We start from the raw sequence: 24,689 nt of genomic DNA on the forward strand, positions 1-24,689 counted from the left end.
GAATGAGATAAATTTTGTTATCAATCTCACAACATGAGAGGACGTACAGAAGCGCCCCTCATCCCGGCCCTCTCCCCAGGTGGGCCAGGGAGAAAAGGCCGCACCGAACCATCCCCTCTCCCCTTTGGGGAGAGGGTTAGGGTGAGGGGAAATGAAATGAAAATTTCGTTACGGCAGGAAAACTCAATACTGCCGGGCTTTTTTCACCTGCGCCTGCGTTTGCTCCGCGGCTTCGCGTACGGCAGAAGACTCTGCCACCTGCGCATCACCGGTTCGCCACCAGGAGGCGTAATCGTGGGTCATGGTCTTCGGCAATACCTTGATGTCCAGCAGCGTCGGGCCCGGATGCGCGCGGGACGCCTCCAGCGCCGCCAGCAGGCTTTGCTCATCGTTTACCCGCCACGCGCGGCAGCCGTAGCTCTCCGCGTTTTGCGCAAAATCGACCTTCACCAGCGGCCCGTCAAGCCGTCCGGTTTCCGGGTTGCGCCGGCGGTTTTCCGTGCCAAAGCTGCCCATGCCGTGCCCCATCTGCAGGTTGTTAATGCAGCCGAAGCTGGCGTTATCAAACAGCAGAACGGTAACCTTAATGCTCTCCTGCACCGCGGTTTGCAGCTCGGAGTGCAGCATCATGTAGGAGCCGTCCCCCACCATGGCGTACACCGGCTGTTCGGGTCTGGCGAGCTTCGCGCCGATGGCCGCCGCAATCTCGTAGCCCATGCAGGAGTAGCCGTACTCCAGGTGATAGCTGTCCGGCGTTTTGACCTGCCAGAGGCGCTGTAAATCGCCCGGCAGCGAACCAGCCGCGCCCACCACGATGGCGTTATCCTCCACATGCTGGTTAATCAGCCCCAGCACCCGCGTCTGGGTCAGCCGGGTGTTGAGCGCCTCGCCGTATTCCGCCAGCTGCGCGTCCAGGTGCCCCGCCACTTCGGGCGCGTCGTCAGGACGCCACTGGCGATCCCACAAGCGGCGGCACTCGTCGCGCCACGCGGACTTCGCCTCGGCGATTGCCTCTCCCCAGCCGCTGCGGTAATCCTCGAGCGCGTGGGTCAAGGCCTGCAGCCCGGTTTGAGCATCGGCAACCAGCGCGGTGGCGTCCAGCTTCAGGGCGTCAAACTCGGCCACGTTCAGCAGCAGGAATTCGACGTCCGGGTGGGAAAAGAGCGCCTTGGAGCCGGTAGTAAAGTCGGTCAGGCGCGTGCCGATGCCGATCACCAGGTCGGCCTGTGGCGCGAGCTGGTTGGCGGCCATTCCCCCCGTCACCCCTACGCCGCCCAGGTTAAGTGGGTGGTCACTTACCAGCGCCCCCTTTCCGGCCTGGGTTTCGGCAAACGGTAGCCGCAGCGTCTCGACAAATGCGCGGAACGCCTCATGCGCGCCGGAATAGCGCACGCCGCCGCCGCACACCACCAGCGGACGACGCTTGCGGGCGATCAGCGCCCGCGCCTGCGCCAGACGCTGCGGATCGGGCGGACGGCGCTCGATGTGGTGCACGCGACGCGCGAAGAAGCTCAGCGGGTAGTCCCAGGCCTCCCCCTGCACGTCCTGCGGCAGGCAGATGGTCACCGCGCCGGTATTGGCGGGGTCAGTAAGCGTTCGCATCGCGCTTAGCATGGCGCTCATCAGCTGCTCGGGGCGGTTAATGCGGTCCCAGTAGCGGGAGACCGGGCGGAAGCAGTCGTTGGTGCTGATGCTGAGGTCGTGATACTGCTCAATCTGCTGCAGCACCGGGTCCGGCTGGCGGCTGGCGTAGATATCGCCCGGCAACAGCAGCAGCGGGATGCGGTTCGCCGTGGCGGTGGCCGCGGCGGTCACCATATTGGCGGCCCCCGGCCCGACGGAGGAGGTGACGGCAAAAATACGCTGACGCCGGTGCTGTTTGGCGAACCCCGTCGCCATATGGGCAATGCCCTGCTCGTTGCAGCCCTGCATCACCTGCAGATGGCCCGGATCCTGCTCCAGCGCCTGGCCAATACCGAGCACGTTGCCGTGACCAAAGATGGTGGCGACGCCCTCAACGAAGGGCGTTTCGTTGCCGTCCACGCTGACGTACTGTTGATTCAGGAACCGGACCAGCGCCTGAGCCACGGTCATACGTTCGGTTTGCATAAAACCTCCTGTCAGCCCAGCGTCGGCATGGAGAACGCAGCGCCTGTCTCCTGCTGCATTTCCGGCCAGCGCGCGGTGATGGTTTTCAAACGGGTGTAGAAGCGCACGCCGTCGTTGCCGTGGACGTTGAGCGCGCCAAAGATAGAACGCTTCCAGCCGCCGAAGCTGTGGAATGCCATCGGCACCGGGATCGGCACGTTGACCCCCACCATGCCCGCCTGCACCTCTTCGCAGAAGCGGCGCGCGCAGCCGCCGTCGCGGGTGAAAATGGCCGAGCCATTACCATATTCATGGCGGTTAATCAGATCCACCGCGCTGGCGTAATCTGCTACGCGCACCACAGAAAGCACCGGGCCAAAAATTTCTTCTTTATAGATGGTCATCTCCGGGGTGACGCTATCGAACAGCGTTGGCCCAACGAAGTAGCCCTGCTCGTGCCCCTTCACGCTGAAGCCGCGGCCGTCCACGCGAAGCTTCGCTCCCTGCGCTTCCCCGCTGTCGATATAGCCCAGCACCTTGCTGCGGTGCGCGGAGGAGATGAGCGGCCCCATTTCGTTTTCCGGCGTCTGGTCCAGACCCGGCCCAACGCGCAGCGCGGCAATCTGTTTCTCCAGCCGGGCGCAGAGGTCATCGGCGGTTTTATCCCCCACCGCCAGCACCACCGAGAGCGCCATGCAGCGCTCGCCCGCCGCGCCGTAGGCCGCGCCCATGATCGCGTTGGTCGCCATTTCCATGTCGGCATCCGGCATTAAAATGCAGTGGTTTTTCGCGCCGCCCAGCGCCTGACAGCGCTTACCGTGGGCGGACGCGGTCTGGTAAATGTATTCCGCAATCGGCGTGGAGCCGACAAAGCTCACCGCCTGCACGCGCGGGTCGGTCAGGAGCACGTCAACGGACTCTTTATCGCCCTGCACCACGTTGAACACGCCGTCCGGCAGGCCGGCCTCTTTCAGCAGCTGCGCCAGCGCCAGCGCGAGCGAAGGGTCTTTTTCCGACGGTTTCAGCACGAAGGTGTTGCCGGTAGCCAGCGCAATCGGGAACATCCACATCGGCACCATCGCCGGGAAGTTAAACGGCGTGATCCCGACGCAGACCCCGAGCGGCTGCATCAGCGAGTGGCTGTCGACGCCGGTACCGACGTTCGCCGAGTGTTCGCCCTTTTGCAGATGCGGGATGCCGCAGGCAAACTCCACCACTTCCAGGCCGCGGGTCAGTTCGCCCACCGCGTCGGAGAAGACTTTGCCGTGCTCTTCGCTGATGATGCGGGCCAGTCGCTCCATGTTCTCTTCCAGCAGCGCCTTGAAGCGGAACATCACGCGCGCGCGCTTCAGCGGAGCATGGCGCGCCCACGCCGGAAACGCCTGCTGCGCGGCGGCAATGGCCTGTTCGGTTTCCTGCGCTGTACTCATAACCACCTGGCGGATTTGCTCGCCGGTGGCCGGGTTGAAGATCGCCTGAACGCGCTGGCCTGAACCGGTGACACATTCGCCGTGAATAAAATTCGCTACCGTCTCCATCCTTAACCTCTCGCTGTTGATACGTGACTGTGACTGAACACTGTGTACAGAACACTATATATGAAACAAATATTCCATTTTAAGTTGAAATAAAATAAATGATGATTATTGTGATCAAGGATGGATTTTTATGTTAACAGCCAACAACACTGACGCCGCGTGCGCTATTAAGACGTTTCGGGCGAGGAAATGACTGAAGCTTCTGTTTCATTTTTGCTGCCAGATGGATGGCCGACATTTAAAAGACGCGGTTTTGCGTTTAGAATCATAAGACTGTATTTGGGGGATAAGATGACGACAGCAACCAGCCTGAACGAACTGCAGCAGCAAATCCGCGATCGCTACGATAGCCTGAGCAAGAGGCTGCAGCAGGTCTCCCGCTACGTGCTGGATAATACCAACAGCGTGGCCTTTGATACGGTTGCCGTCATTGCCGAGCGCGCCGACGTGCCGCCGTCAACGCTGATCCGCTTTGCCAACGCCTTTGACTTCACCGGCTTCAACGAAATGAAACAGCTGTTTCGCATGAACCTGGTGGAGGAGACCGCCAGCTACAGCGACCGGGCCCGGCTGTTTCGCGAAATGGAGAGCGAGGCCGTGCCGGAAACGCCGCTCGATATCCTGCAGGAATTCGCCCGCTCGAACGCCCAGGCGCTGCAGCAGCTGGCCGCCCGCGCCGAGCCGGAGATGCTGGAGCGCGCGGTACAGCTGCTGGCCGACGCCGACACCATCTACATCGCCGGGCTGCGCCGCTCCTTTAGCGTCGCGGCCTACCTCACCTACGCCCTGAGCCACCTGGAGTGTCGCCCTATCCTTCTCGACGGCATGGGCGGCATGCTGCGCGAGCAGATCAGCCGCATCAAGGCGCGGGACATTGTGGTGTCGATCAGCTTCTCGCCGTACGCGGAGGAGACGGTGATGGTGAGCGAAACCGCCGCCAGCGTCGGCGCGCGGCAGATCGTGATTACGGACAGCCAGATAAGCCCGCTGGCGACGTTTAGCGATCTTTGCTTTGTGGTGAAAGAGGCGCAGGTGGATGCGTTCCGGTCTCAGTCGGCAACGCTGTGCCTGGTGCAGTCGCTGGTGGTGGCGCTGGCTTATCGGCTGGGGGAAGGGAAGTAAGGCAATAAAAAAAACCCCCTGCACAGGCAGAGGGTTTGGGTGTTAATTCAGAGGGTGATTATTCCCACTCAATCGTAGCCGGTGGCTTACCGCTGATGTCATACACCACGCGGGAAATGCCGTTCACTTCGTTGATGATGCGGTTAGACACGCGGCCTAAGAAGTCATACGGCAGGTGCGCCCAGTGCGCGGTCATGAAGTCGATGGTTTCCACCGCACGCAGGGAAACAACCCAGTCGTACTTACGGCCATCGCCCATGACGCCGACGGAGCGAACCGGCAGGAACACGGTGAACGCCTGGCTCACTTTGTTGTACAGGTCAGCTTTGTGCAGCTCTTCGATGAAGATAGCGTCCGCGCGACGCAGCAGGTCGCAGTACTCTTTCTTCACTTCGCCCAGCACGCGCACGCCCAGACCCGGGCCCGGGAACGGGTGACGGTAGAGCATGTCGTACGGCAGACCCAGTTCCAGACCGATCTTGCGCACTTCGTCTTTGAACAACTCGCGCAGCGGTTCAACCAGACCCATCTTCATCTCTTTCGGCAGGCCGCCCACGTTGTGGTGAGATTTGATGACGTGTGCTTTACCGGTGGCGGAGGCCGCGGATTCGATCACGTCCGGGTAGATGGTGCCCTGCGCCAGCCACTTCACGTCTTCCAGCTTCAGCGCTTCTTCGTCGAACACTTCCACGAACACGCGACCGATGATCTTACGTTTCGCTTCCGGATCGTTCTCGCCTTTCAGCGCGTCCAGGAAGCGCTGCTCGCCTTCCACGTGAACGATGTTCAGACCGAAATGGTCGCCGAACATGTCCATTACCTGCTGGGCTTCGTTCAGACGCAGCAGACCGTTGTCCACGAAGACGCAGGTCAGATTTTTACCGATGGCGCGGTGCAGCAGCATCGCGGTCACGGAGGAGTCCACGCCGCCGGAGAGGCCGAGGATCACTTTGTCATCGCCAACCTGCTGGCGGATACGCTCAACGGCGTCGTCGATGATTTTAGCCGGGGTCCACAGGGCTTCACACTGGCAGATGTCACGCACGAAGCGCTCCAGCATGCGCATACCCTGACGGGTGTGGGTCACTTCCGGGTGGAACTGCACGCCGTAGAAGCGTTTTTCTTCGTTCGCCATGATCGCGAACGGGCAGCTTTCGGTGCTGGCAACGGTCACGAAGTCAGACGGGATGGCGGTGACTTTGTCGCCGTGGCTCATCCACACGTCCAGCAGCGGTTTGCCGTCTGCGGTCAGGGAGTCTTCGATACCGCGCACCAGCGCGCTGTCGGTGACGACTTCTACCTGTGCGTAGCCAAACTCGCGCTCGTTAGAGCCTTCTACGTGGCCGCCCAGCTGCATTGCCATGGTCTGCATACCGTAGCAGACGCCGAATACCGGCACGCCAGCTTCGAACACGTACTGCGGCGCGCGCGGGCTGTTCGCTTCGGTAGTGCTTTCCGGGCCGCCGGACAGGATGATGCCGCTTGGATTGAATTCGCGAATCTGTGCTTCCGTGACATCCCATGCCCACAGCTCACAGTAAACGCCCAGTTCACGTACGCGACGCGCCACCAGCTGAGTGTACTGCGAACCGAAGTCCAGGATGAGAATGCGATGTTTATGAATGTTTTCCGTCATTGACGCTAATTCCGAGGCAAGTGAAACAAAAACAGAGCGCCCGGCAGAAGCCGGGCGCGGAAACTTATCAGGAGCCCAGACGGTAGTTCGGGGACTCTTTGGTGATCGTCACGTCGTGAACGTGGCTCTCCTGGATACCCGCACCGCTGATGCGTACGAATTCCGCTTTAGTACGCAGCAGGTCAATGGTACCACAGCCGGTCAGACCCATACAGGAGCGCAGGCCGCCCATCTGCTGGTGAATGATCTCTTTCAGACGGCCTTTATACGCTACGCGACCTTCGATACCTTCCGGCACCAGTTTGTCTGCGGCGTTATCGGTCTGGAAGTAACGGTCAGAGGAACCTTTGGACATCGCGCCCAGGGAGCCCATACCGCGGTAAGATTTGTAAGAACGGCCCTGGTAGAGTTCGATTTCACCCGGGGATTCTTCGGTACCGGCCAGCATGGAGCCGACCATTACTGCAGCTGCGCCCGCGGCGATCGCTTTGGCGATGTCGCCAGAGAAGCGGATACCGCCGTCAGCGATAACCGGAATACCGGTACCTTCCAGCGCTTCTACCGCGTCAGACACGGCGGTGATCTGCGGAACGCCCACGCCGGTCACGATACGCGTAGTACAGATGGAGCCAGGGCCGATACCCACTTTCACCGCGCTGCAGCCAGCGTCAGCCAGCGCGCGAGCGCCTGCGCCAGTTGCCACGTTACCGCCGATGATCTGCAGGTCAGGGTATTTGGCGCGGGTATCACGAATACGCTGCAGAACGCCTTCAGAGTGGCCATGAGAGGAGTCAATCAGCAGGACGTCAACGCCCGCGGCAACCAGCGCGTCAACGCGCTCTTCGTTGCCAGCACCGGCGCCAACCGCAGCACCGACGCGCAGGCGGCCATGCTCGTCTTTACAGGCGTTAGGTTTACGTTCTGCTTTCTGGAAATCTTTAACGGTGATCATGCCGCGCAGGTGGAAGCTGCTGTCGACAACCAGCGCTTTTTCAACGCGTTTTTCGTGCATTTTTGCCAGCACCACGTCGCGGGTTTCGCCTTCGCGAACGGTAACCAGACGCTCTTTTGGCGTCATGTACACGCTGACAGGCTGGTTCAGGTCAGTCACGAAACGCACGTCACGACCGGTGATGATACCGACCAGCTCGTTCTCTTCGGTCACAACCGGGTAACCGGCGAAGCCGTTACGTTCGGTCAGGGCCTTCACTTCGTGCAGGGTGGTGGTTGGCAGAACGGTCTGTGGATCAGACACGATGCCGGATTCATGTTTCTTCACACGGCGAACTTCTTCCGCCTGACGTTCGATAGACATGTTTTTGTGGATAAAGCCAATGCCGCCTTCCTGTGCCAGGGCAATAGCCAGGCGCGCTTCAGTCACGGTGTCCATTGCCGCGGAGAGCATAGGAATGTTCAGGCGAATGGTTTTCGTCAACTGCGTGCTGAGATCGGCAGTATTCGGCAGAACGGTGGAGTGAGCGGGAACGAGGAGGACGTCGTCAAACGTCAGTGCTTCTTTAGCGATACGTAGCATGGGCAATATCTCTGACCTGGGTGGTTAAATATTGCCGTGGCATTATACAGAGCGTAACCGATTGCATCTACACTTTTTTGAAAAAAATGCTTGCGATTGCCTCTCAGCAGGTTACTATCGACTGAATAACTTGCTGATTTAGAATTTGATCCCGCTCACATGTTATCCTCTCAATCCCCCTCAATTTATACCGTCAGCCGCCTGAATCAGACGGTGCGTTTGCTGCTTGAGCAGGAAATGGGGCAGGTCTGGATCAGCGGTGAAATCTCAAACTTCACGCAGCCGTCCTCCGGCCACTGGTACTTTACGCTAAAAGACGATACCGCCCAGGTGCGCTGCGCGATGTTCCGCAACAGCAACCGTCGCGTCACGTTTCGCCCTCAGCACGGCCAGCAGGTTCTGGTGCGCGCCAGTATCACCCTGTACGAGCCGCGCGGTGATTATCAAATTATCGTCGAAAGCATGCAGCCCGCGGGTGAAGGCCTGCTGCAGCAGAAGTATGAGCAGTTAAAAGCCAGGCTCTCTGCCGAGGGGCTGTTCGATCAGCAGTTTAAAAAGCCCCTACCCTCACCGGCCCACTGCGTGGGGGTCATCACCTCAAAAACCGGTGCGGCACTGCACGATATTTTGCACGTGCTCAAGCGTCGCGACCCTTCCCTGCCCGTCATTATCTACCCGACCGCGGTACAGGGTGACGATGCGCCGGGACAGATTGTGCGCGCCATTGAGCTGGCGAACGCCCGTCAGGAGTGCGACGTATTAATCGTTGGGCGCGGCGGCGGCTCGCTGGAAGACCTGTGGAGCTTTAACGACGAGCGCGTGGCGCGGGCGATTTTCGCAAGCCAAATCCCTGTTGTGAGCGCCGTCGGCCACGAAACGGACGTAACGATTGCGGATTTTGTCGCGGATCTACGTGCGCCTACGCCGTCCGCGGCGGCGGAAGTGGTGAGCCGCAACCAGCTGGAACTGCTGCGTCAGCTTCAGAACGGCCAGCAGCGCCTGGAGATGGCGATGGACTACTTCCTCGCCAGCCGTACCCGCCGCTTTACCCAGATCCATCACCGTCTTCAGCAGCAGCACCCGCAGCTGCGTCTGGCGCGTCAGCAGACCGTGCTGGAACGTCTGCGCCAGCGCATGAGTTTTGCGGTGGATGCGCAGCTTAAGCGCGCGGTCTCGCGCCAGCAGCGCGCTACGCAGCGCCTGAACCAGCAGAACCCGCAGCCGAAAATTTATCGCGCGCAAACGCGGATTCAGCAGTTGGAGTATCGTCTGGCGGAAACTATCCGCGCGCGTCTGAGCACCACCCGCGAGCGTTTCGGCAATGCGGTGACCCATCTTGAAGCGGTCAGCCCCCTCTCCACGCTGGCGCGCGGCTACAGCGTGACGACGGCGATGGACGGCAAAGTGCTCAAGCAGACCAAACAGGTGAACGCCGGCGATGTGCTGACAACCCGCCTGTCGGACGGCTGGGTAGAAAGCGAAGTGAAATCAATTAAACCGGCGAAAAAGCCGCGTCAGCGAAAAACCGGATAATTCTTCGCCGGTTAGAAACTATACTGCTGCTATTCCCTTTTATTCGGCATTGCCAGAACTAAGGAGAGCAGCATGTCCCATCTTTACAGTGTCATTCCCCCCTACATCCTTCGTCGCATTATCGAAAGCGGTTCCGAGCCGCAGCAGCGCTGTGCCCGCCAGACCTTGACCCATGTCCAGACTCTGATGGCCCACATGCCCGGCAAGCCCGCCGCGCCGCACGTGAGCAAGGCCGGACAGCTGGAGCGTGATATCTACGATGCGAAGCAGACCCAGGAGCTACCGGGTACGCAAGTGCGTTATGAAGGCCAGCCGTCGAACGGCGACGTGGCGGTGGATGAAGCCTACGATTATCTGGGTATCACCCATGATTTCTTCTGGAAAGCGTATCGCCGCGATTCACTCGACAACAAGGGCCTGATTCTGACCGGCACCGTGCATTATGGCCGGGAATATCAGAACGCCTTCTGGAACGGCCAGCAGATGGTTTTTGGCGACGGGGACGGGGAAATCTTTAACCGCTTTACCATCGCCATTGACGTCGTGGGGCACGAGCTGAGCCACGGCGTTACCGAGACCGAAGCCGGGCTAATCTATTTTGAACAGTCGGGCGCGCTGAACGAGTCGCTGTCAGACGTGTTTGGCTCGCTAGTCAAACAATACCATCTGAAGCAAACCGCCGATAAAGCAGACTGGCTCATTGGCGAAGGGCTGCTGGCGAAAGGGATCAACGGCAAAGGGCTACGCTCGATGTCTGAGCCGGGCACCGCCTATGACGATCCGCTGCTCGGCAAAGACCCGCAGCCCGCGCACATGAAAGATTTCATTCAAACGCGCGAGGATAACGGCGGCGTGCACCTGAACTCCGGCATCCCCAACCGGGCGTTTTATCTGGCCGCGACGGCGATCGGCGGCTACGCCTGGGAAAAAGCGGGTTATGCATGGTACGACACGGTTTGCGATCGCAATCTGGCGCAGGATGCGGATTTTGAGGCCTTCGCAAAACTGACGATCGCGCACGGAGAGAAACGCTCCGGCAGCGGCGTTGGGGCGGCCATAAAACAAGCCTGGGAACAGGTGGGAGTGCTGTAAATGCAGGTTCCGGAACTGACGGATGACGCCGTGGTTGAGCTGGCCCGGGAAGGCGGCGTCGCTTTTATTCCTAAGCTGAGCGGCCAGCGCACCATCGCGTTGTCCTCGCTCAATGCGGCCCAGCGCCAGCGTCTGGTGAGCATCCTCGAACAGGCCTTTCCGCGCGGCCAGCCGCCGGGACAGGCCTCGTCACCCGGCAGCGGCGACCAGCGCTATTTCCGCATCCAGATTATCTGGACCGGGCAAAATCAGGCGCACTACACCGATATCATCGTCCTGGTACCGGAGCAGGAAGCGCCCGAGTCGCTGGTCGAGCTGTGGAAGAAGGGCGAAGGCTGCGTGTGTGATTAACCTTCGGCCCGAACAAACTCCACGCGTTTTTTAGAGATAAGACCGTGGCCGTTCTGGCAGAAATAGTCCACCGCCCCGCAGGCTTTTAATACCTGGAGTGGCTGATGACACTCCGGGCAGCGGGCTTCGAGCGCAATATCCTTATTACAGCTTTCGCAGTGCGCTACCCCATTCTGAGGCTCAAGCGGTGCCTGGCAATCCGGGCAGGTAATCGTCATGGTGACTCCTTTAAAGGGTTCAGGTCTGCGATAATTTTACCACGTCGCGGTCAGTGAGGGCCACGCAGCTGTTGCTGTAACGCCAGCAGCAGTTCCACCTCCGCTATCCTGCGGCGCGTCGTGCGGCTCACCTCGTGCGGATCCCGTTCAAACAGGCTGTTGGCGCCCAGAATCTGCTCTGCAAGACAGTGCGCGTAGATCGTGCCGGGAATGGTCCAGCATTGGCGCGTGTCGCCATCTGTCAGCTCCAGTACATCTTCAGCGCCGCGCCGGTCGTGGCTGATGATGCGCCCGTCACGCAGGCAGAGGCGTAAACCCTTTTGCCCGCCCGTGGGTCCCGCGTATTTGTTAAGCCAGATATCCACCGGCACGCCGCTGATATGTCCCTGAAGATGCGCCTCACCTTCCGCCGTGGTCAGGTCGCCTATTGCGATAGCGTGGCCCAGGTGGTCTTTAGCCGTGACCACCTGCAACGTCATCTCATCATTCCCGTCCAGATAACGCACCGTTTCGCGCAGCATCGCCAGCACGTGCGTACCGATATCAAGAATTACGCCATCAGGGTGGCGAAGCGTTCGGGTATCCGGCTCGCCGGTGGCAAAGTTAAGCGCGATGGGTTCTCCTGCGGCGTTATATCCGCTCGGCTCCTGCAAAAAGCCGTCGATTTTGACGATGTCAGAGATATTGCCAACCAGCGACCGCTTCACCGTATCGATGCGCGCCATCCAGTGGTCGAGCGCCAGCACGCGGGGCGCCACGCCGGGCATGGCCAGCAGCGCGTTGAGCTTTTCGATTTGAGAAAGCGTGGCGACAATCGGTTTTTCAACCACAATGCGCGGCACGGGCGAGGCTATGGCCTTCTCCAGCACCTCAAGATGGTGCAGCGATGCGGTGGTGATGAACAGGGTATCAAGCGGCTGGGAGAGAAGGTCAGACAGCGTGGAGCAGCGCGTTATACCCTCCGGCTGTTTGACGGGCTGGATATCAAAGCCTAAACAGTGAGGGGGAGTATCAAAAAGTTTTCGTATTGCGGGCAGGTAAGCTGTTTCAACGACTGCGCCAAGACCAACAAACCCTAACAGCATGTTTTTACCTCGTTGAGTAAATTGCCGGGGCATAACGCCGCCCCGGCAAAATCGAGGTTTATGAGGCGTTAGCAGCCGGCTTAGTTTGCGCATTTTCCAGCATGCGGCGCACCGGAACAATGAGAACGATCAGTACCGCGGCACAAATCAGCAGCGCGATGGAGCAGCGCGCGAAGAGATCTGGCAGCATATCCAGCTGATCGGCCTTCACGTGGCCGCCAATCAGGCCCGCCGCCAGGTTACCCAGCGCACTCGCGCAGAACCACAGCCCCATCATCTGGCCGCGCATTCTCTCCGGCGCCAGCAGCGTCATGGTCGCCAGACCAATCGGGCTCAGGCACAGCTCACCCAGCGTCAGCATCAGAATGCTGCCCACCAGCCAGAATGGCGACACGCCCGCACCACCGTTGCTCAGCACGTTCTGCGCCGCCAGCATCATCAGGCCAAAGCCCGCTGCGGCACACAGAATACCGATAACGAACTTGGTGATGCTGCTCGGACGAATGTTTTTGCTCGCAAGCTTCGGCCATGCCCAGCTGAACACCGGTGCCAGCAGAATGATGAACAGGGCGTTGATTGACTGGAACCACACAGCCGGGATTTCGAAATCACCGATCGTGCGGTTAGTGTAGTCGTTGGCAAACAGGTTGAACGAGGTTGGCTTCTGCTCAAACGCGGACCAGAAGAAGGCCGCGGAGATCAGCAGAATAAAGCAGACCAGCAGCCTGGCGCGTTCTTTGCGGTTCAGACCTGCAAAAACAAACAGATAAATAAAGTAGAGGGCAACGGATGCCGCAATCACGTAGACCAGCACGCTGGCTACCGCAACCGGGTTAATGACAATCACGCCCTGCGCAATCAGCGTCACGATCGTTGCCACGCCTGCCGCCAGCGCCAGCAGCCAAACGCCCACGCCGTTACGCTTAACGATCGGGCTGTTCCAGGTGGAGTCGAGGCCGACTTCACCGTCATAGCGTTTCATCGCCGGAACGGCAAACACGCGGAAGATAATCAGCGCCACCAGCATCCCGATACCGCCAATACCAAAGCCCCAGTGCCAGCCGTGGGTTTTAATCAGCCAGCCGGAAATCAGCGGCGCGATGAACGACCCCATGTTGATGCCCATGTAGAACAGCGAGAAACCGCCGTCGCGACGCGCATCGCCTTTTTTGTACAGGGTGCCGACCATCACCGAAATACAGGTCTTGAACAGCCCGGAGCCGAGCACGATGAACATCAGGCCGATAAAGAACAGGTTGTTCCCCATCACCGCGGAGAGCGCAATCGACAGATGACCGAGAGCAATCAGGATTGAACCGTACCAGACGGCTCTCTGCTGGCCGAGCCAGTTATCGGCCAGCCAGCCACCCGGCAGCGCGGCCAGGTACATGGTACCGGCAAAGATACCGACAATCGCTGAGGCGTTTTCACGCGCCAGCCCCATCCCGCCGTCATAGACGGTGGCGGCCATAAACAGGATCAGTAACGGACGAATGCCGTAAAACGAGAAACGCTCCCACATCTCGGTGAAGAACAGTGAACCGAGCGGATACGGATGGCCGAAGAACGTTCGGCTCTCTTTTTGATTAACAGAGGATTGCATAATTCTCCCGAAAGGTATGTCGTCGTGCTTGTAAACACCATCATGTACGCCGGCCAGTTACGTATCTGGCCGATTTTTTACATGCGGCGAAAAGTTAGTTAACCATTTGATAACCAGGCGCTAGTTTTGTCTAGTACCGGACCCTGGACTTTAAGATGAAAATTCGACGATTGTCTACTTTCTTAGATTTAAACATGGTTAAAAGTGAATAGTGATTGACTTCACACAGAGAAAACCGGCGGTATGATTGGGCAAAAAAAAACCGCGATAACGCGGGCTTTCGTGAGAGCGGCAAAGCTTATTTGCTTCTCTTAATGTGAAAACCATCAAAACAACAATAGATTGTTTTTAATGCATTTTTAAATTCTTATCACATGGATGTGTACACCCTTGGGTACACAAAAAAGGACCATCGATAACTTTTAGAGGTCTGGTTGACCGATGACACCGTCAGTCCGTTAAGAGCGAAAAGCGGACATCTTAAGTCGGTTTTTTTTTATACTATTACCTCTATGTAGCCATGTTATATGGCTACATTTATACAGAAGTAAGGATTAGTCTTTTCCTGGACCATAATTGAATTTTGTACCTTTACCAATGGAGTAAAACTGTCCGCCAGCTACGTAATGGACAGTACGTAATTCATCAGGTGCATCATCAAAAATCCAGTGCCCATTTCTGAAAACGCGGTCATCACTCCATGCTCCGACAATTTCCCCCATGAACAAGTTGTGCTGCTTTTCATTTTCTACATTGGGTATGACCTTACAGACTAGCCAGCCAGCGCAACCTTCAACTAAAGGAAGATCGAACTCTTCCTGATAAAATAGTGGAATTTTACTGTTTTTATCGGGTGTGTCAGAATAACTGTGGCCTCCAGCATATAAAACTATTTCCATCTGTTTTACTACGGGGATCTGGACAACGTAATATCCACTTTTTTCTACAAGTCTGCGAGTAAATGCCTGTGGACCTATAAAAGCCATCACTTTGTTATTTCCTACTAACCCCACCCAGGCTGCTGCCATGACATTTTCAATTCCATCATTTTTAGCCGATATCATCGTCGTTGGCCCGACCTGCAATAAACGATAGGCTTTGTTTAACTCTACTGGTTGAATTGACATAATTTACTCTTTTGAGTTCTGATAAAAATTAAGACAGGTTACTTATTTGATTGTTCGATTATATAACTGGAATAGTTGCAAATTAATTGCTATTATCAAAATACATTATTGCAATTTTCACAACAATCATGAACAAACTTGATGCTCTAAAGTTTTTTATCATTGCCTCTGAAACTCTGAACTTCCGCGAAGCAGCAACTAAGCTGTCGGTTTCACCATCAGTAGTAACCCGAACAGTCGCTGAGTTGGAGAAACAGCTTGGTGAGCCTCTTTTCAAACGCAATACTCGGTCGATCTTTCTCACCAGTTTCGGTGAGTTATTTTTACCCCAAGCGAAGCGACTGCTGGAAGATTCTGAAAAACTATTTCAGACAGCGAAAGATGATAATGAAATGAAGGGTGTTGTTCGTATCACATCACTTCGATTTCCAAATCATGAACAAATCTTGTATGAACTATTGACTGCACTACGTCCATATCGTGAGTTATTTATCGACTGGCGTTTAGATATGATGAAACTTGATACTATCGAGCATCGTATCGATATAGGTATACGTGTAGGGCGAGAACCTAATCCAAATTTTATAATTAAAAAAATCGGGCAAGTTGAGCATATTTTGGTTGCGTCCCCTGAACTCATTGCGCGTCTGGGAACACCAACTGATTTAGAAGATCTTCGACAGCGTTATCCATTCAGTGGTTTAATTAATCCTGAAACGGGGAAAATATTTGAGTTTATGAGTGACGTAGTGAATACTTTTGTCCCTCGTCATATAGAGTTTTATACCACAGACCCATACGCCGAAATTCAGGCTGCATTGGCTGGGAAAACGGTTGTACAATCCAGCGATTTTATCTGTAGGGAGTACTTAGCAAGCGGCCAACTTGTTCCCCCGCTGCCTGAACTGCGACAGGAAAAATGGCAATTTTATTTATATCGGCCTTACCAGCTGATTACTCCAAAAAGGGTGACTGTCGTTTTCTCGCTATTAGAAAAAATATTACGCAAATATTTCGCATCAAAATAATCTTTTCCTCAACGTCTGCTCCTGACACGAAGCGGACCGTCGTGTAGGGATTAAGTTCTGCTTAGAGCGAAAAGCGGAAGTTGGCAAAAAATACTACCATCACGGTATACGGATCGACAGGAAGCAGGTCAACTCCAGAGTGAAGACCATAAAAATGCTAACAGCTATGGTATCAACCTCTAACCTCACTCCTATTCCCAAAATAAAATTTCACTTTGAATACTTACTGAGTTTACTGATATGTATGCCTAACCAGGTAAGTTCATCATTAGGAATAACAATGGCGTAATTGTTTTTTATAAAGTCACGAATTGCCTCAGCGACCACCATCGCTTTTGGATGAAAACGAATTAATTCATTGTAGAAGTCGTCAGTGTCTTCTATTGCAAGACTATTATTTAATACTCTTTCAGCGAAATATCTTAAATGCGTAATAAATCTTGCATAGTGGGTTGAATTAATATCAATATTTTGATTAAGCTTATAGCGAACAATTCCAGTAATTCTATTCACTAGCTCCACTTGCTTATGTGCATTAGTCTCATCAAATTCAAAACTTGCATTGATGATATGGAAAGCAATGTGTACGGCCTCATCATCAGGAAGTTTCACCGCAAAATTAGCTGATACCAAATCTCTTGCCAGCTCACCAATACTATACTCTTTCTGATAGTAACGCTTTATTTCCCAAGCCAGTTTATTCGCAATGTTCGTATTTGTCTTACAGCGCTCAACAGCAAAATATAAGTGTTCTGCCAGGGTAAATAATAAAACCGAATTAAGCTTTTCGTGGTAACGTGCCTGAGCCAGCTTGACTATTTCATGTGTGATTTCAAAAAAAACCGCGGGAATTGTGTCCGTTAGTGACAGATAGTGTCGCGACTTGAGGGTATCCAGAGGCATAAAGACCTGCTCTACATTTTGCAAGTCAATAATTGTTCCTGGTTTAGTGTTAAAACCTATACCTTTGCCAAAGAGTATAATCTCTTTTCCGTCATTTTCAGCAAGCAGCATGCTATTGTTTAAGGACTTTTTAACTTTCATCTCAGTTCCCGCGGTAGCAATGATTAACTTAAATCAGTCCCGTTAGTCGCTATGACCTTTCGATACCAATAGAAGGAGTCCTTGCGTAACCGATTCAATGAACCGTTCCCCTGGTCATCTTGATCTACATAAATAAAACCATAGCGCTTGGTCATTTGCGAAGTTCCAGCACTAATAATATCAATTGTTCCCCAGCTAGTATACCCTATTAAATCGACACCTTCTTTGACAGCTTCAATCATCTGCTCAAAGTGCGCACGAAAATAATTAATACGGTAATCATCATGAATCTTCCCACCAACCACTGTATCTTTTGCACCAAATCCATTCTCAACAATAAATAAGGGGATTTGATAGCGGTCGTAAAGCTCCAGTAGCGATATTTTAAGCCCTACAGGATCTATTTGCCATCCCCACTCAGAAGCCGGTAGATGTGGGTTTTTTACACCCATGATAGTGTTTCCTGCTGTGCGCTCCGCATCGGACTGAACGGATTCCGTGATGGACATATAATAACTGAATGAAAGAAAATCTACAGTATAGCGACGTAATATTGCCAAATCATCCGGTTGCATTTTTATTTTGATTTTCCGCAACTCCAGGTTCCGCTTAATTAATGGTGGATATTCACCTTTAATCTGAACATCTGAATAAAAATAGTTTTCTAGATTTTTTTTCAGAGTGGCTTCCACGTCATCAGGATGACAGGTCAGTGGGTAAGTTGTTAACTTGGTAAGCATACATCCTACCTGGCTGCCGGGTATCTTTTCGTGGCAGTCTCTTGTTGCTAACGCCGAAGCAACAAACTGATGATGCAATGCCTGATAAATATCCTGTGTGCTTTCTTCTGGTAAACTTTTTTCTTCGCGGACACCTGCCGTCGTAAAAGGATGTCTATGAATGCTATCAATTTCATTGAATGTTAACCAGTAACGCACCAAATTCTTGTAACGGTCAAAGCACACATTTGAATAGCGCACAAACGCATCAACAACGTTTCGGTGGACCCAGCCATTATATTTCTCACTCAATACTAATGGCATTTCGTAATGTGATAGCGTAACTAGTGGTTCAATGCCAAGTCTACGCATTTCAGTGAACATATTTTCATAAAACTGCAATCCCATTTCATTCGGTTGATCATCTTCACCTGTTGGGAAGATTCGTGACCATGCGATTGATACGCGCAGTACTTTTATCCCCATTTCTGCAAAAAGGGCTAAGTCTTCTTTGTAGCGATGATAAAAATCTATTCCTCTGCGTTTAGGATAATTTTTATCATTCTGCCCTTTAAGCGCATCACTAACGTTCTCATCAGATACGGCCATATGGCCAGCATAATCACTTGTGCTTAAATGCGCCTTATAGGCTACAGCATCTGCAACGGAAGGCCCTTTACCGTCAACGTTCCATGCTCCCTCTGCCTGATTTGCTGCAATGGCTGCACCCCATAAAAAACTCTTGGGAAGAATAGATTCCGACATAATATTAAGCCTCTTTCAATGAAAAAATATTAAATTGCTGGAGTGTATTGGTATGATCTTTTGACGGCTTCATCATAAAACGATCGCTATTGGTAATAACCATTATTACAACTGGGTCATAACCCATTTTGGCTATTTCATCAATTTCAAACTCGATTAATAGTTCACCAGCTTTAACGCGTTGGCCATCTGTAATTTTCGGATGAAAGCCTTTGCCGTTCATTTGTATCGTATCAATTCCAATATGAAAGATAATCTCTACTCCATGGCTAGTCATCATGCTTGCTGCATGGCCACTTTCGAACACATGCTCTATAACGCCATCGGCAGGTGCATATAGTGCTCCCACAGATGGAATGATAGCGATACCATCTCCCATGATTTTTGAAGAAAATACATCGTCGTTAACATCTGTCAGGGGGATGATTTTACCTTCAACCGGACTGGCAAATGTAAAGCCACTCATTAAAACTGGATTAGCTGTGGCTTCAGTCTCCTCAGATTTGGTTTTTTCTTCCTCTGGATGGGTGGATGCCGTTTTTTCTTTCCAAAAGAATAACGTTGATAAAAATGCCAGGCAGAATGAAACAAGCGCACCGATAATTGCATATATCAAACTGGTTGGATTATCGGGGGAAGCAAATATTGAGATACTGGCAAGGCTCGGCGCTACTATTGCATAAGCTGAGACCATCATAAATCCCATGAAGGATCCACCGATCATTGCACCTAACATTACAGAGATCAGTACTGGCCTATGCAGTAAAGTAATGCCGTAAAGTGCAGGTTCAGTAATGCCAAACAGAGCTGATATTCCTGAGGAAAGGGCAGTACCTTTAAACATTTTATCTTTACTTTTTAGAGAAACGGCAAGACAGGCACCTGCTTCAGCTATATTGTGAGCTAAGGAAGCTGGATTATACAAAGATTCTTTACCCGTTTGCCCCATTGACATTATGGCGTAAGGGAGGAAAGGTTTATGCATTCCAGCCGCTACAATAAATGGTAGCCCGCCCGCCAGTAAGCCTGTTGCGATGAATCCAAACTTACCATGCATCCAAAGGATCAGATGTGTTAACAGAGAACCCATTTCAAAACCTAATGGTCCAAGGATAAGCAATGTTACGGGGACCGTCGTGACCAGCGATAGCATGGGCGATAAGAAACCACGTAATGCATTAGGCGTGTAACGATTAAAAAGAGATTCTGTTTGTGCATAAAAAATAACACAAAGGATTGCGGGAAAAACCTGCGCTGCATAGGAAACGTTCGTAATGTCGAAAGTCATTAACGTTGCACCTTGTTTTGCCAGTGTAGTAAATGTGGGCAACAACAAGACTGAGACAGCAGTCAAGGCAACTAGTGGATTAACTTTGAGCTTATTCGCGGTAGTGATTGCGATAAGTAAGGGTAAAAAATAAATAGGCGCGGTTCCAATGCAGTCCAAAATTTGATAAGTCGAACTGTCTTTAGTCAGCCATCCAGCCATATTCATAATAATTAAAATGGATTTCAGTACGCCGCCACCAGCGATTGCAGGTATGAGTGGTTGAAAAATACTGATAACAAAATCAATCAAGCATGCGTTCCATTTTTTCTTCATCACTGGTTTCAGTTTCGCGTCAGCATCATTACCCATTAATGATCTAATAGCATCAAACACTTTGATAACGTCTTTTCCAATGACTATCTGACACTGCACATTTGTCACAACACCCATTACCTCTGGTAATTTTTTGAGGTCAGACACTTCAACTTTAGCATTGTCATACAAGCTTAATCGTAATCTGGTTGAGCAATGTTCAATGTGTTCGATGTTACCTGCTCCACCGACTAATTTAAGAATTGTACGTCCAGTATTTAGATGATCCATATATTGCCTCATGAGCAAAAAAAAAGACCTGAGATGAGCAATGAATAGGTCTAAATTCATCGCTCATCTCAGGTCTTGCCTGCATTACCAGTTACACGCCTGTCATTCTGCCTGTGTATTTAAATATTTAGTAGGAGGATTTTACAATAGCTTATTCTGAAATTTATTAAAAATGTGACACACATTGCAAATTGCAACGCTTGCTACAATGCATATAATTGTGAGATTAAAATGTTGAATTGATTGATTTTTTATAGGCATAGCGTGGTATGTAAACGACTATCGACTTAGCAACGTCCGCTCCTGGCACAGAGCGGACGATCTAGCTGCGCTGAAGGTCCGCTGAGAGCGAAAAGCGGGCATTAAAGGCTGTTGGCTATAGCCCTCGCACTACTGATGTCGACGGTACCTGGGGGCGCATCATGTTTCTAAAAATACTCTCTTCCGAAGAAAATCAATGAGAACGCGTACTTTTAATGTCAGGTGTTTGCCGGAAGGCCAGAGAACATAAAAAACGCCTGTACGTTTTGTGTAGCCGGTTAAAACAGGTCTTAGCGAGCCATCAGATAAATGTTCTTTGATGGCAAACTCTGGCAAATAAGCTAACCCCAATCCCTGCCGGGCGAAGCTTATCCGCGATTCGATATTATTGCAGATCATAGAAACCGGCAGCGTCAGTTCGGACATGCTGTCATCACTATTGAATTCCCATGGTTCGAGTTTGCCACTGTGTGGAAAACGATAATGCAGACAGGTGTGACTGAGAAGATCGGCTGGTAACAGGGGAGTGCCTTTTTGAGCAAGGTACTCGGAAGATGCCACAAGCACTGAATGAAAAGATCCCAGTTTCCTCGCCTGGAGGCGCGAGTCTGCCGGTTCGCCAGCTCTGATAACTGCATCAAACCCTTCACCAACAACATCAACAAGCCTGTCGGTAAAGTCTAAATCCAGCTCAATTTTGGGGTATTTCCGCATAAAATCACCGAGCACTGGAAGCAAGGGAGTACTCATTACCGGTAAACTTATACGTAAACGGCCACGAGGTTCTTTAGTGGAACCTACCAACTCTGCTTGCACTGCCTCTATCTCGGCCAGAATCCGTCGGCTTCGCTCCAGTAAGCGCTCACCTTCTGCCGTAAGGGTTATGCTGCGCGTTGTACGGTGGAAAAGACGCACGTTTAACTTCGCTTCCAGCCGCGCCACGCTCTTGCCGACGGCTGAAGCAGAAATACCCATAGCACGTCCGGCAGCGACAAAACTGCCTGCTTCCGCGACACGCACAAAAACCAGGAAACTATTGAGGCTGTCCATAATATCCCTCATTGCGGACATCAGAGTCCGTAAAGACAGGAAATATACACCAGTTTTTTCCTGATACCAAAGCGGCTAAGGTAAAAACTCTTTATCACCTTGGAAGATGAATATGGTGTTTTTGTATGTACTGAATTCTATAGACGAGCGTGGCCAGGCCGATTGCCCCGGCGGTGGAAGGTCATTCGGCATTTTGAACGATGAATCACAGTTAACTTCCGGAGAGGGTTATGCGTGAACGCCCGGTCATGAAAGCCATTGCTTATCGAAAAAACTCCGTTCTGAGTGAAGAGGATTGCCTGACTGACGTAACCACAGAACGCCCTGTACCCGGACCCTATGATTTATGTGTCGCCATACACGCCGTTTCGGTTAACCCTGTAGACACCAAAATACGGGCAGGCCTCGTTGATGCACCCGATAGTGTTAATTACTTAGGTTGGGATGCCTCTGGCATTGTTGATTCAGTGGGAGAAAAAGTGACGTTGTTCAGTCCCGGTGACAAAGTGTATTACGCGGGTTCTTTCCATCGCAGCGGCAGCAACGCGCAGTTTCATCTTGTTGACGAGCGCATCGCAGGACATATGCCCAAAAGCCTGAACTTCGCCGCCGCCGCAGCGCTGCCATTAACCTCCCTGACCGCCTGGCAGCTCCTTTTTGAGCGACTTTGCGTTCTGCAGGACAAAAAGTCGGCTACAGGCAGCTAGCTAATTTTAGGTGCCGGGGGCGGAGTGGGCTCAATGATGATCCAACTTGCGCGTCGCCTGACAGATCTGACCGTCATTGGCACAGCCTCCCGGGCTCAAAGTCGTGACTGGTGTCTGGCCCTCGGTGCGCATCACGTCATTAATCACCGCCTGTCATTAAATCAGCAAATCAGTTCGTTACCCATACCGCCTGTCACGTACATAGCTGCGCTATCGAACACAGCGGAGCACTGGATACAGCTTTCGGAATTAATTGCTCCGCAAGGAAAAGTCGCGGTTATCACCGACCACGATTCGCTGGATTCTGTGCCATTCAAAGCCAAAAGTGTCTCTCTGCACTGGGAGATGGTTTTCACCCGCCCGCTTTTTGAAACGCCAGACATGGTTGAACAACATCATATTCTCGAGAAGATAGCCACTCTGGTGGATGATGGTGTGCTGCGATCGACAGTGAACTGCGTGCTCCATCCACTCGACGCGGCTCGTCTGCGAGAGGCACATCGGCTTGTTGAAAATGGCGGGATAACAGGTAAGGTCGTGGTAGCTAACTCTCCCGCGAATACGAAGAATTAAATTTGAATGATACCAGCTAGATCATTTTATAAATGAGTAGCTGGTAAATTCTGAATGTCGGCTCCTGGCACAGAGCAGACACGTGCACTCCAGTAATCTAAACTAAGCGTTGACAGGTACGGATGAACGGAATAGGACGAGGGCAAACGAGAACCACCTTCTTTTTCTTAACTGCCCGCCCGAACCGACATCAGCTGTCTCTGGATTCAGTCATCAGCACTCTGACGATTTTGTCCACCAGAAAAGGCATCGCCTGATTCAGCTCCGGATCGCTTAAAAGCTTCCCGGCGACCCTTAGTGCAAAATGGCGAACGGCATCGTTGTTTTTGCTGCACGGTGTGCGGCTGTAGTCTTGATGCGCATCCCGTAAGCCGGGAAGCGTTTGGCTGTTGTCCTCTGGTACCGCCGGCTTAACCCTGTCAGGAAACGGAATCACCACCATGCACACTCTCCATGCAGGAATAGACTTTGAATTTCACCCATCCTAGTAGTAGGATGGGTGCATGTCAATCCTGCCAGCCGCCCTTATCGGGATCGTCGTCCTCCGGACCTGTGATTTGACCATCTAGCGTCCTGTCTGATTGCATCCCGACAGGATGCAATCAGACACTGCCCCCCTGTTTCACAGGGTTAAAGACTGGAGACTGAAATGAGCGAACGTTCGCCGAAAGCGCGAGAAATTATGGCATACACCCGGCAACTGCTGACAGCCGGAGGGTATAAAAGCTTCAGCTATGCCGATCTTGCTGAGCGTGTCGGTATCCGCAAAGCCAGTATCCACCACCATTTTCCCGGCAAGGAAGATTTAGTGAAGGCGGTTGTGCAGGAGTACCGCGCAGAAGCCCTGGCGGGAATGGCGGCCATGGATCGGCAAATCGACGATCCCCTGGCCAAAGTGAAAGGATATGCCGACTTCTGGTATGCGTGTATTAAGGATGGCACTTCGCCATTTTGCATCTGTGTAATGCTTGCCGTTGAGCTTCCCACCTTGCCTGCTGAAATAGCCGCCGAAGTCACCGGCCATTTCAGCGATCTCTCTGACTGGCTCGCCACCTTACTGAGGGCCGGCGAAGCCCGCGGCATTTTCCTGCTAAATGAAACGGCGGAAGCCGAAGCCCGGACGCTGATGGCGGGCATTCATGGCGCCATGCTGGCCGCACGCGCGTTCAATAATCCGGCGGTGTTTGATCAGATTGCCTCGCCGCTAATTAACAAGGTGGTCAACGTCGCCTGACGGTAGCCCGGCTTACCTGCCGGGCCGCTTTTACTTCAACTCGTCCCCTCCTCTTCCGTCCCCGGACGATCCTTTTACAAATTCACAGCCTCGCACGAAAACAGGTTGATCTTTTAACTACCTACTAGTAGGTTTTCTAACAAAGAGAAGCTCACGCCGATGCTTCGTTTGTTCAGCCTGCCGGGTTGAGAGGGTTAACATGTCCGATAATCATTACCATGTGCACCAGCAGCACTGGCTCCAGCACTATTATTTTATCCGCACCGCCTTCTCCGTTTTATGGGTGGTTGCCGTGTTTTCCGCGGGCCAGTCTTCACTTGTCTGGACGTCGATACTGCTCATTCTTTACCCCGCCTGGGATGCAATGGCTAATTATGTGGATGCCCTTAAAAGCGGTGGATTCGGCCGCAGCCGGATGCAGACCGTCAATGTTATCGTCAGTATCCTCACCACACTGGCCGTGATGGTGAACATAGACAGCATGTGTTCGAAAACAAAATGAGCTCAC

General features: G+C 53.0%; 20 protein-coding genes and 1 pseudogene. 8 read left to right on the plus strand and 13 right to left on the minus strand.

From position 1 onward, the window contains the following. Positions 1-183: 183 nt before the first annotated feature. Together iolD and M2433_RS12665 are read right to left on the minus strand one after the other, a co-directional pair. Positions 184-2,109 carry a 3D-(3,5/4)-trihydroxycyclohexane-1,2-dione acylhydrolase (decyclizing) gene (gene iolD / locus M2433_RS12660; RefSeq protein ID WP_429053977.1) on the minus strand — a complete coding sequence of 642 codons (1,926 nt, stop codon included), beginning with the start codon at positions 2,107-2,109 and terminating at the stop codon, positions 184-186. An 11-nt stretch (positions 2,110-2,120) separates the two neighbouring features. Further along, positions 2,121-3,626, minus strand: coding sequence for a CoA-acylating methylmalonate-semialdehyde dehydrogenase (locus M2433_RS12665; RefSeq protein ID WP_429053974.1), 1,506 nt, complete (start codon positions 3,624-3,626; stop codon positions 2,121-2,123). A gap of 291 nt (positions 3,627-3,917) precedes the next feature. On the opposite strand from M2433_RS12665, the gene M2433_RS12670 reads away from it, so the two are divergent. Further along, positions 3,918-4,748 (plus strand): MurR/RpiR family transcriptional regulator, encoded by an 831-nt coding sequence (locus M2433_RS12670; RefSeq protein WP_008502123.1) that lies wholly within the window; start codon positions 3,918-3,920, stop codon positions 4,746-4,748. A gap of 58 nt (positions 4,749-4,806) precedes the next feature. On the opposite strand, the gene guaA is transcribed toward M2433_RS12670, so the two are convergent. Both guaA and guaB read right to left on the minus strand, forming a co-directional pair. After that, positions 4,807-6,384 (minus strand): glutamine-hydrolyzing GMP synthase, encoded by a 1,578-nt coding sequence (gene guaA / locus M2433_RS12675; protein ID WP_023300703.1) that lies wholly within the window; start codon positions 6,382-6,384, stop codon positions 4,807-4,809. A gap of 67 nt (positions 6,385-6,451) precedes the next feature. Next, positions 6,452-7,918, minus strand: coding sequence for an IMP dehydrogenase (guaB, locus tag M2433_RS12680; protein ID WP_023333022.1), 1,467 nt, complete (start codon positions 7,916-7,918; stop codon positions 6,452-6,454). Between the two features lie 159 nt (positions 7,919-8,077). On the opposite strand from guaB, the gene xseA reads away from it, so the two are divergent. The 3 genes from xseA (at position 8,078) to M2433_RS12695 (ending at position 10,894) form a co-directional block, all read left to right on the plus strand. Continuing rightward, complete coding sequence (gene xseA / locus M2433_RS12685; RefSeq protein ID WP_429053971.1) at positions 8,078-9,451, plus strand: exodeoxyribonuclease VII large subunit; 1,374 nt, start codon at positions 8,078-8,080, stop codon at positions 9,449-9,451. Positions 9,452-9,523: 72 nt separating this feature from the next. Further along, positions 9,524-10,543, plus strand: coding sequence for a M4 family metallopeptidase (locus tag M2433_RS12690; RefSeq protein WP_429053969.1), 1,020 nt, complete (start codon positions 9,524-9,526; stop codon positions 10,541-10,543). Then, complete coding sequence (locus tag M2433_RS12695; protein ID WP_429053966.1) at positions 10,544-10,894, plus strand: protealysin inhibitor emfourin; 351 nt, start codon at positions 10,544-10,546, stop codon at positions 10,892-10,894. Here the strand turns inward: M2433_RS12695 and M2433_RS12700 are convergent. From M2433_RS12700 to M2433_RS12715, 4 genes are all read right to left on the minus strand, one after another. Next, positions 10,891-11,112: a zinc ribbon domain-containing protein gene (locus M2433_RS12700; protein ID WP_025912814.1), complete on the minus strand. Its 222-nt coding sequence runs from the start codon at positions 11,110-11,112 to the stop codon at positions 10,891-10,893. The two genes, M2433_RS12695 and M2433_RS12700, sit on opposite strands and share 4 nt — an antisense overlap. Before the next feature lie 50 nt (positions 11,113-11,162). Next, a complete protein-coding gene (locus tag M2433_RS12705; RefSeq protein ID WP_429053963.1) occupies positions 11,163-12,197 on the minus strand; it encodes a Gfo/Idh/MocA family oxidoreductase in 1,035 nt (344 codons plus the stop codon). Positions 12,198-12,255: 58 nt separating this feature from the next. Next, positions 12,256-13,800, minus strand: coding sequence for a peptide MFS transporter (locus M2433_RS12710; RefSeq protein ID WP_134347639.1), 1,545 nt, complete (start codon positions 13,798-13,800; stop codon positions 12,256-12,258). Positions 13,801-14,354: 554 nt separating this feature from the next. After that, positions 14,355-14,927 (minus strand): flavin reductase family protein, encoded by a 573-nt coding sequence (locus M2433_RS12715; protein WP_429053960.1) that lies wholly within the window; start codon positions 14,925-14,927, stop codon positions 14,355-14,357. Between the two features lie 128 nt (positions 14,928-15,055). Here M2433_RS12715 and M2433_RS12720 point away from each other — a divergent pair, with 128 nt between their 5' ends. Beyond that, the gene (locus M2433_RS12720; protein WP_429053958.1) at positions 15,056-15,955 is read left to right on the plus strand and encodes a LysR family transcriptional regulator; all 900 of its coding nucleotides are present in this window, start codon (positions 15,056-15,058) and stop codon (positions 15,953-15,955) included. 210 nt (positions 15,956-16,165) lie between these two features. Here the strand turns inward: M2433_RS12720 and M2433_RS12725 are convergent, their stop codons facing one another. The 4 genes from M2433_RS12725 to M2433_RS12740 all read right to left on the minus strand — a co-directional run bounded on the left by M2433_RS12725 (position 16,166) and on the right by M2433_RS12740 (position 21,667). Continuing rightward, positions 16,166-16,999, minus strand: coding sequence for a PRD domain-containing protein (locus tag M2433_RS12725; protein WP_429053956.1), 834 nt, complete (start codon positions 16,997-16,999; stop codon positions 16,166-16,168). A gap of 23 nt (positions 17,000-17,022) precedes the next feature. Beyond that, the gene (locus tag M2433_RS12730; protein ID WP_429053953.1) at positions 17,023-18,483 is read right to left on the minus strand and encodes a glycoside hydrolase family 1 protein; all 1,461 of its coding nucleotides are present in this window, start codon (positions 18,481-18,483) and stop codon (positions 17,023-17,025) included. A gap of 4 nt (positions 18,484-18,487) precedes the next feature. Then, a complete protein-coding gene (locus tag M2433_RS12735) occupies positions 18,488-20,356 on the minus strand; it encodes a beta-glucoside-specific PTS transporter subunit IIABC (RefSeq protein ID WP_429053950.1) in 1,869 nt (622 codons plus the stop codon). A 420-nt stretch (positions 20,357-20,776) separates the two neighbouring features. After that, a complete protein-coding gene (locus tag M2433_RS12740) occupies positions 20,777-21,667 on the minus strand; it encodes a LysR family transcriptional regulator (RefSeq protein ID WP_429053948.1) in 891 nt (296 codons plus the stop codon). Positions 21,668-21,915: 248 nt separating this feature from the next. On the opposite strand from M2433_RS12740, the pseudogene M2433_RS12745 reads away from it, so the two are divergent. Beyond that, positions 21,916-22,947, plus strand: a pseudogene (locus tag M2433_RS12745) (zinc-binding alcohol dehydrogenase family protein). 190 nt (positions 22,948-23,137) lie between these two features. On the opposite strand, the gene M2433_RS12750 reads toward M2433_RS12745, so the two are convergent. Then, positions 23,138-23,389, minus strand: coding sequence for a hypothetical protein (locus tag M2433_RS12750; protein ID WP_429053945.1), 252 nt, complete (start codon positions 23,387-23,389; stop codon positions 23,138-23,140). A 207-nt stretch (positions 23,390-23,596) separates the two neighbouring features. Between M2433_RS12750 and M2433_RS12755 the strand changes: the two genes are divergently transcribed. Together M2433_RS12755 and M2433_RS12760 are read left to right on the plus strand one after the other, a co-directional pair. Beyond that, positions 23,597-24,181 (plus strand): TetR/AcrR family transcriptional regulator, encoded by a 585-nt coding sequence (locus M2433_RS12755; protein ID WP_429053942.1) that lies wholly within the window; start codon positions 23,597-23,599, stop codon positions 24,179-24,181. 199 nt (positions 24,182-24,380) lie between these two features. Beyond that, positions 24,381-24,683 (plus strand): hypothetical protein, encoded by a 303-nt coding sequence (locus M2433_RS12760; RefSeq protein WP_429053940.1) that lies wholly within the window; start codon positions 24,381-24,383, stop codon positions 24,681-24,683. The last annotated feature ends 6 nt before the right edge of the window (positions 24,684-24,689 follow it).

Source organism: Enterobacter sp. AC1 (genome assembly GCF_050434705.1).
Classification (GTDB): Bacteria; Pseudomonadota; Gammaproteobacteria; order Enterobacterales; family Enterobacteriaceae; genus Enterobacter; species Enterobacter cloacae_L.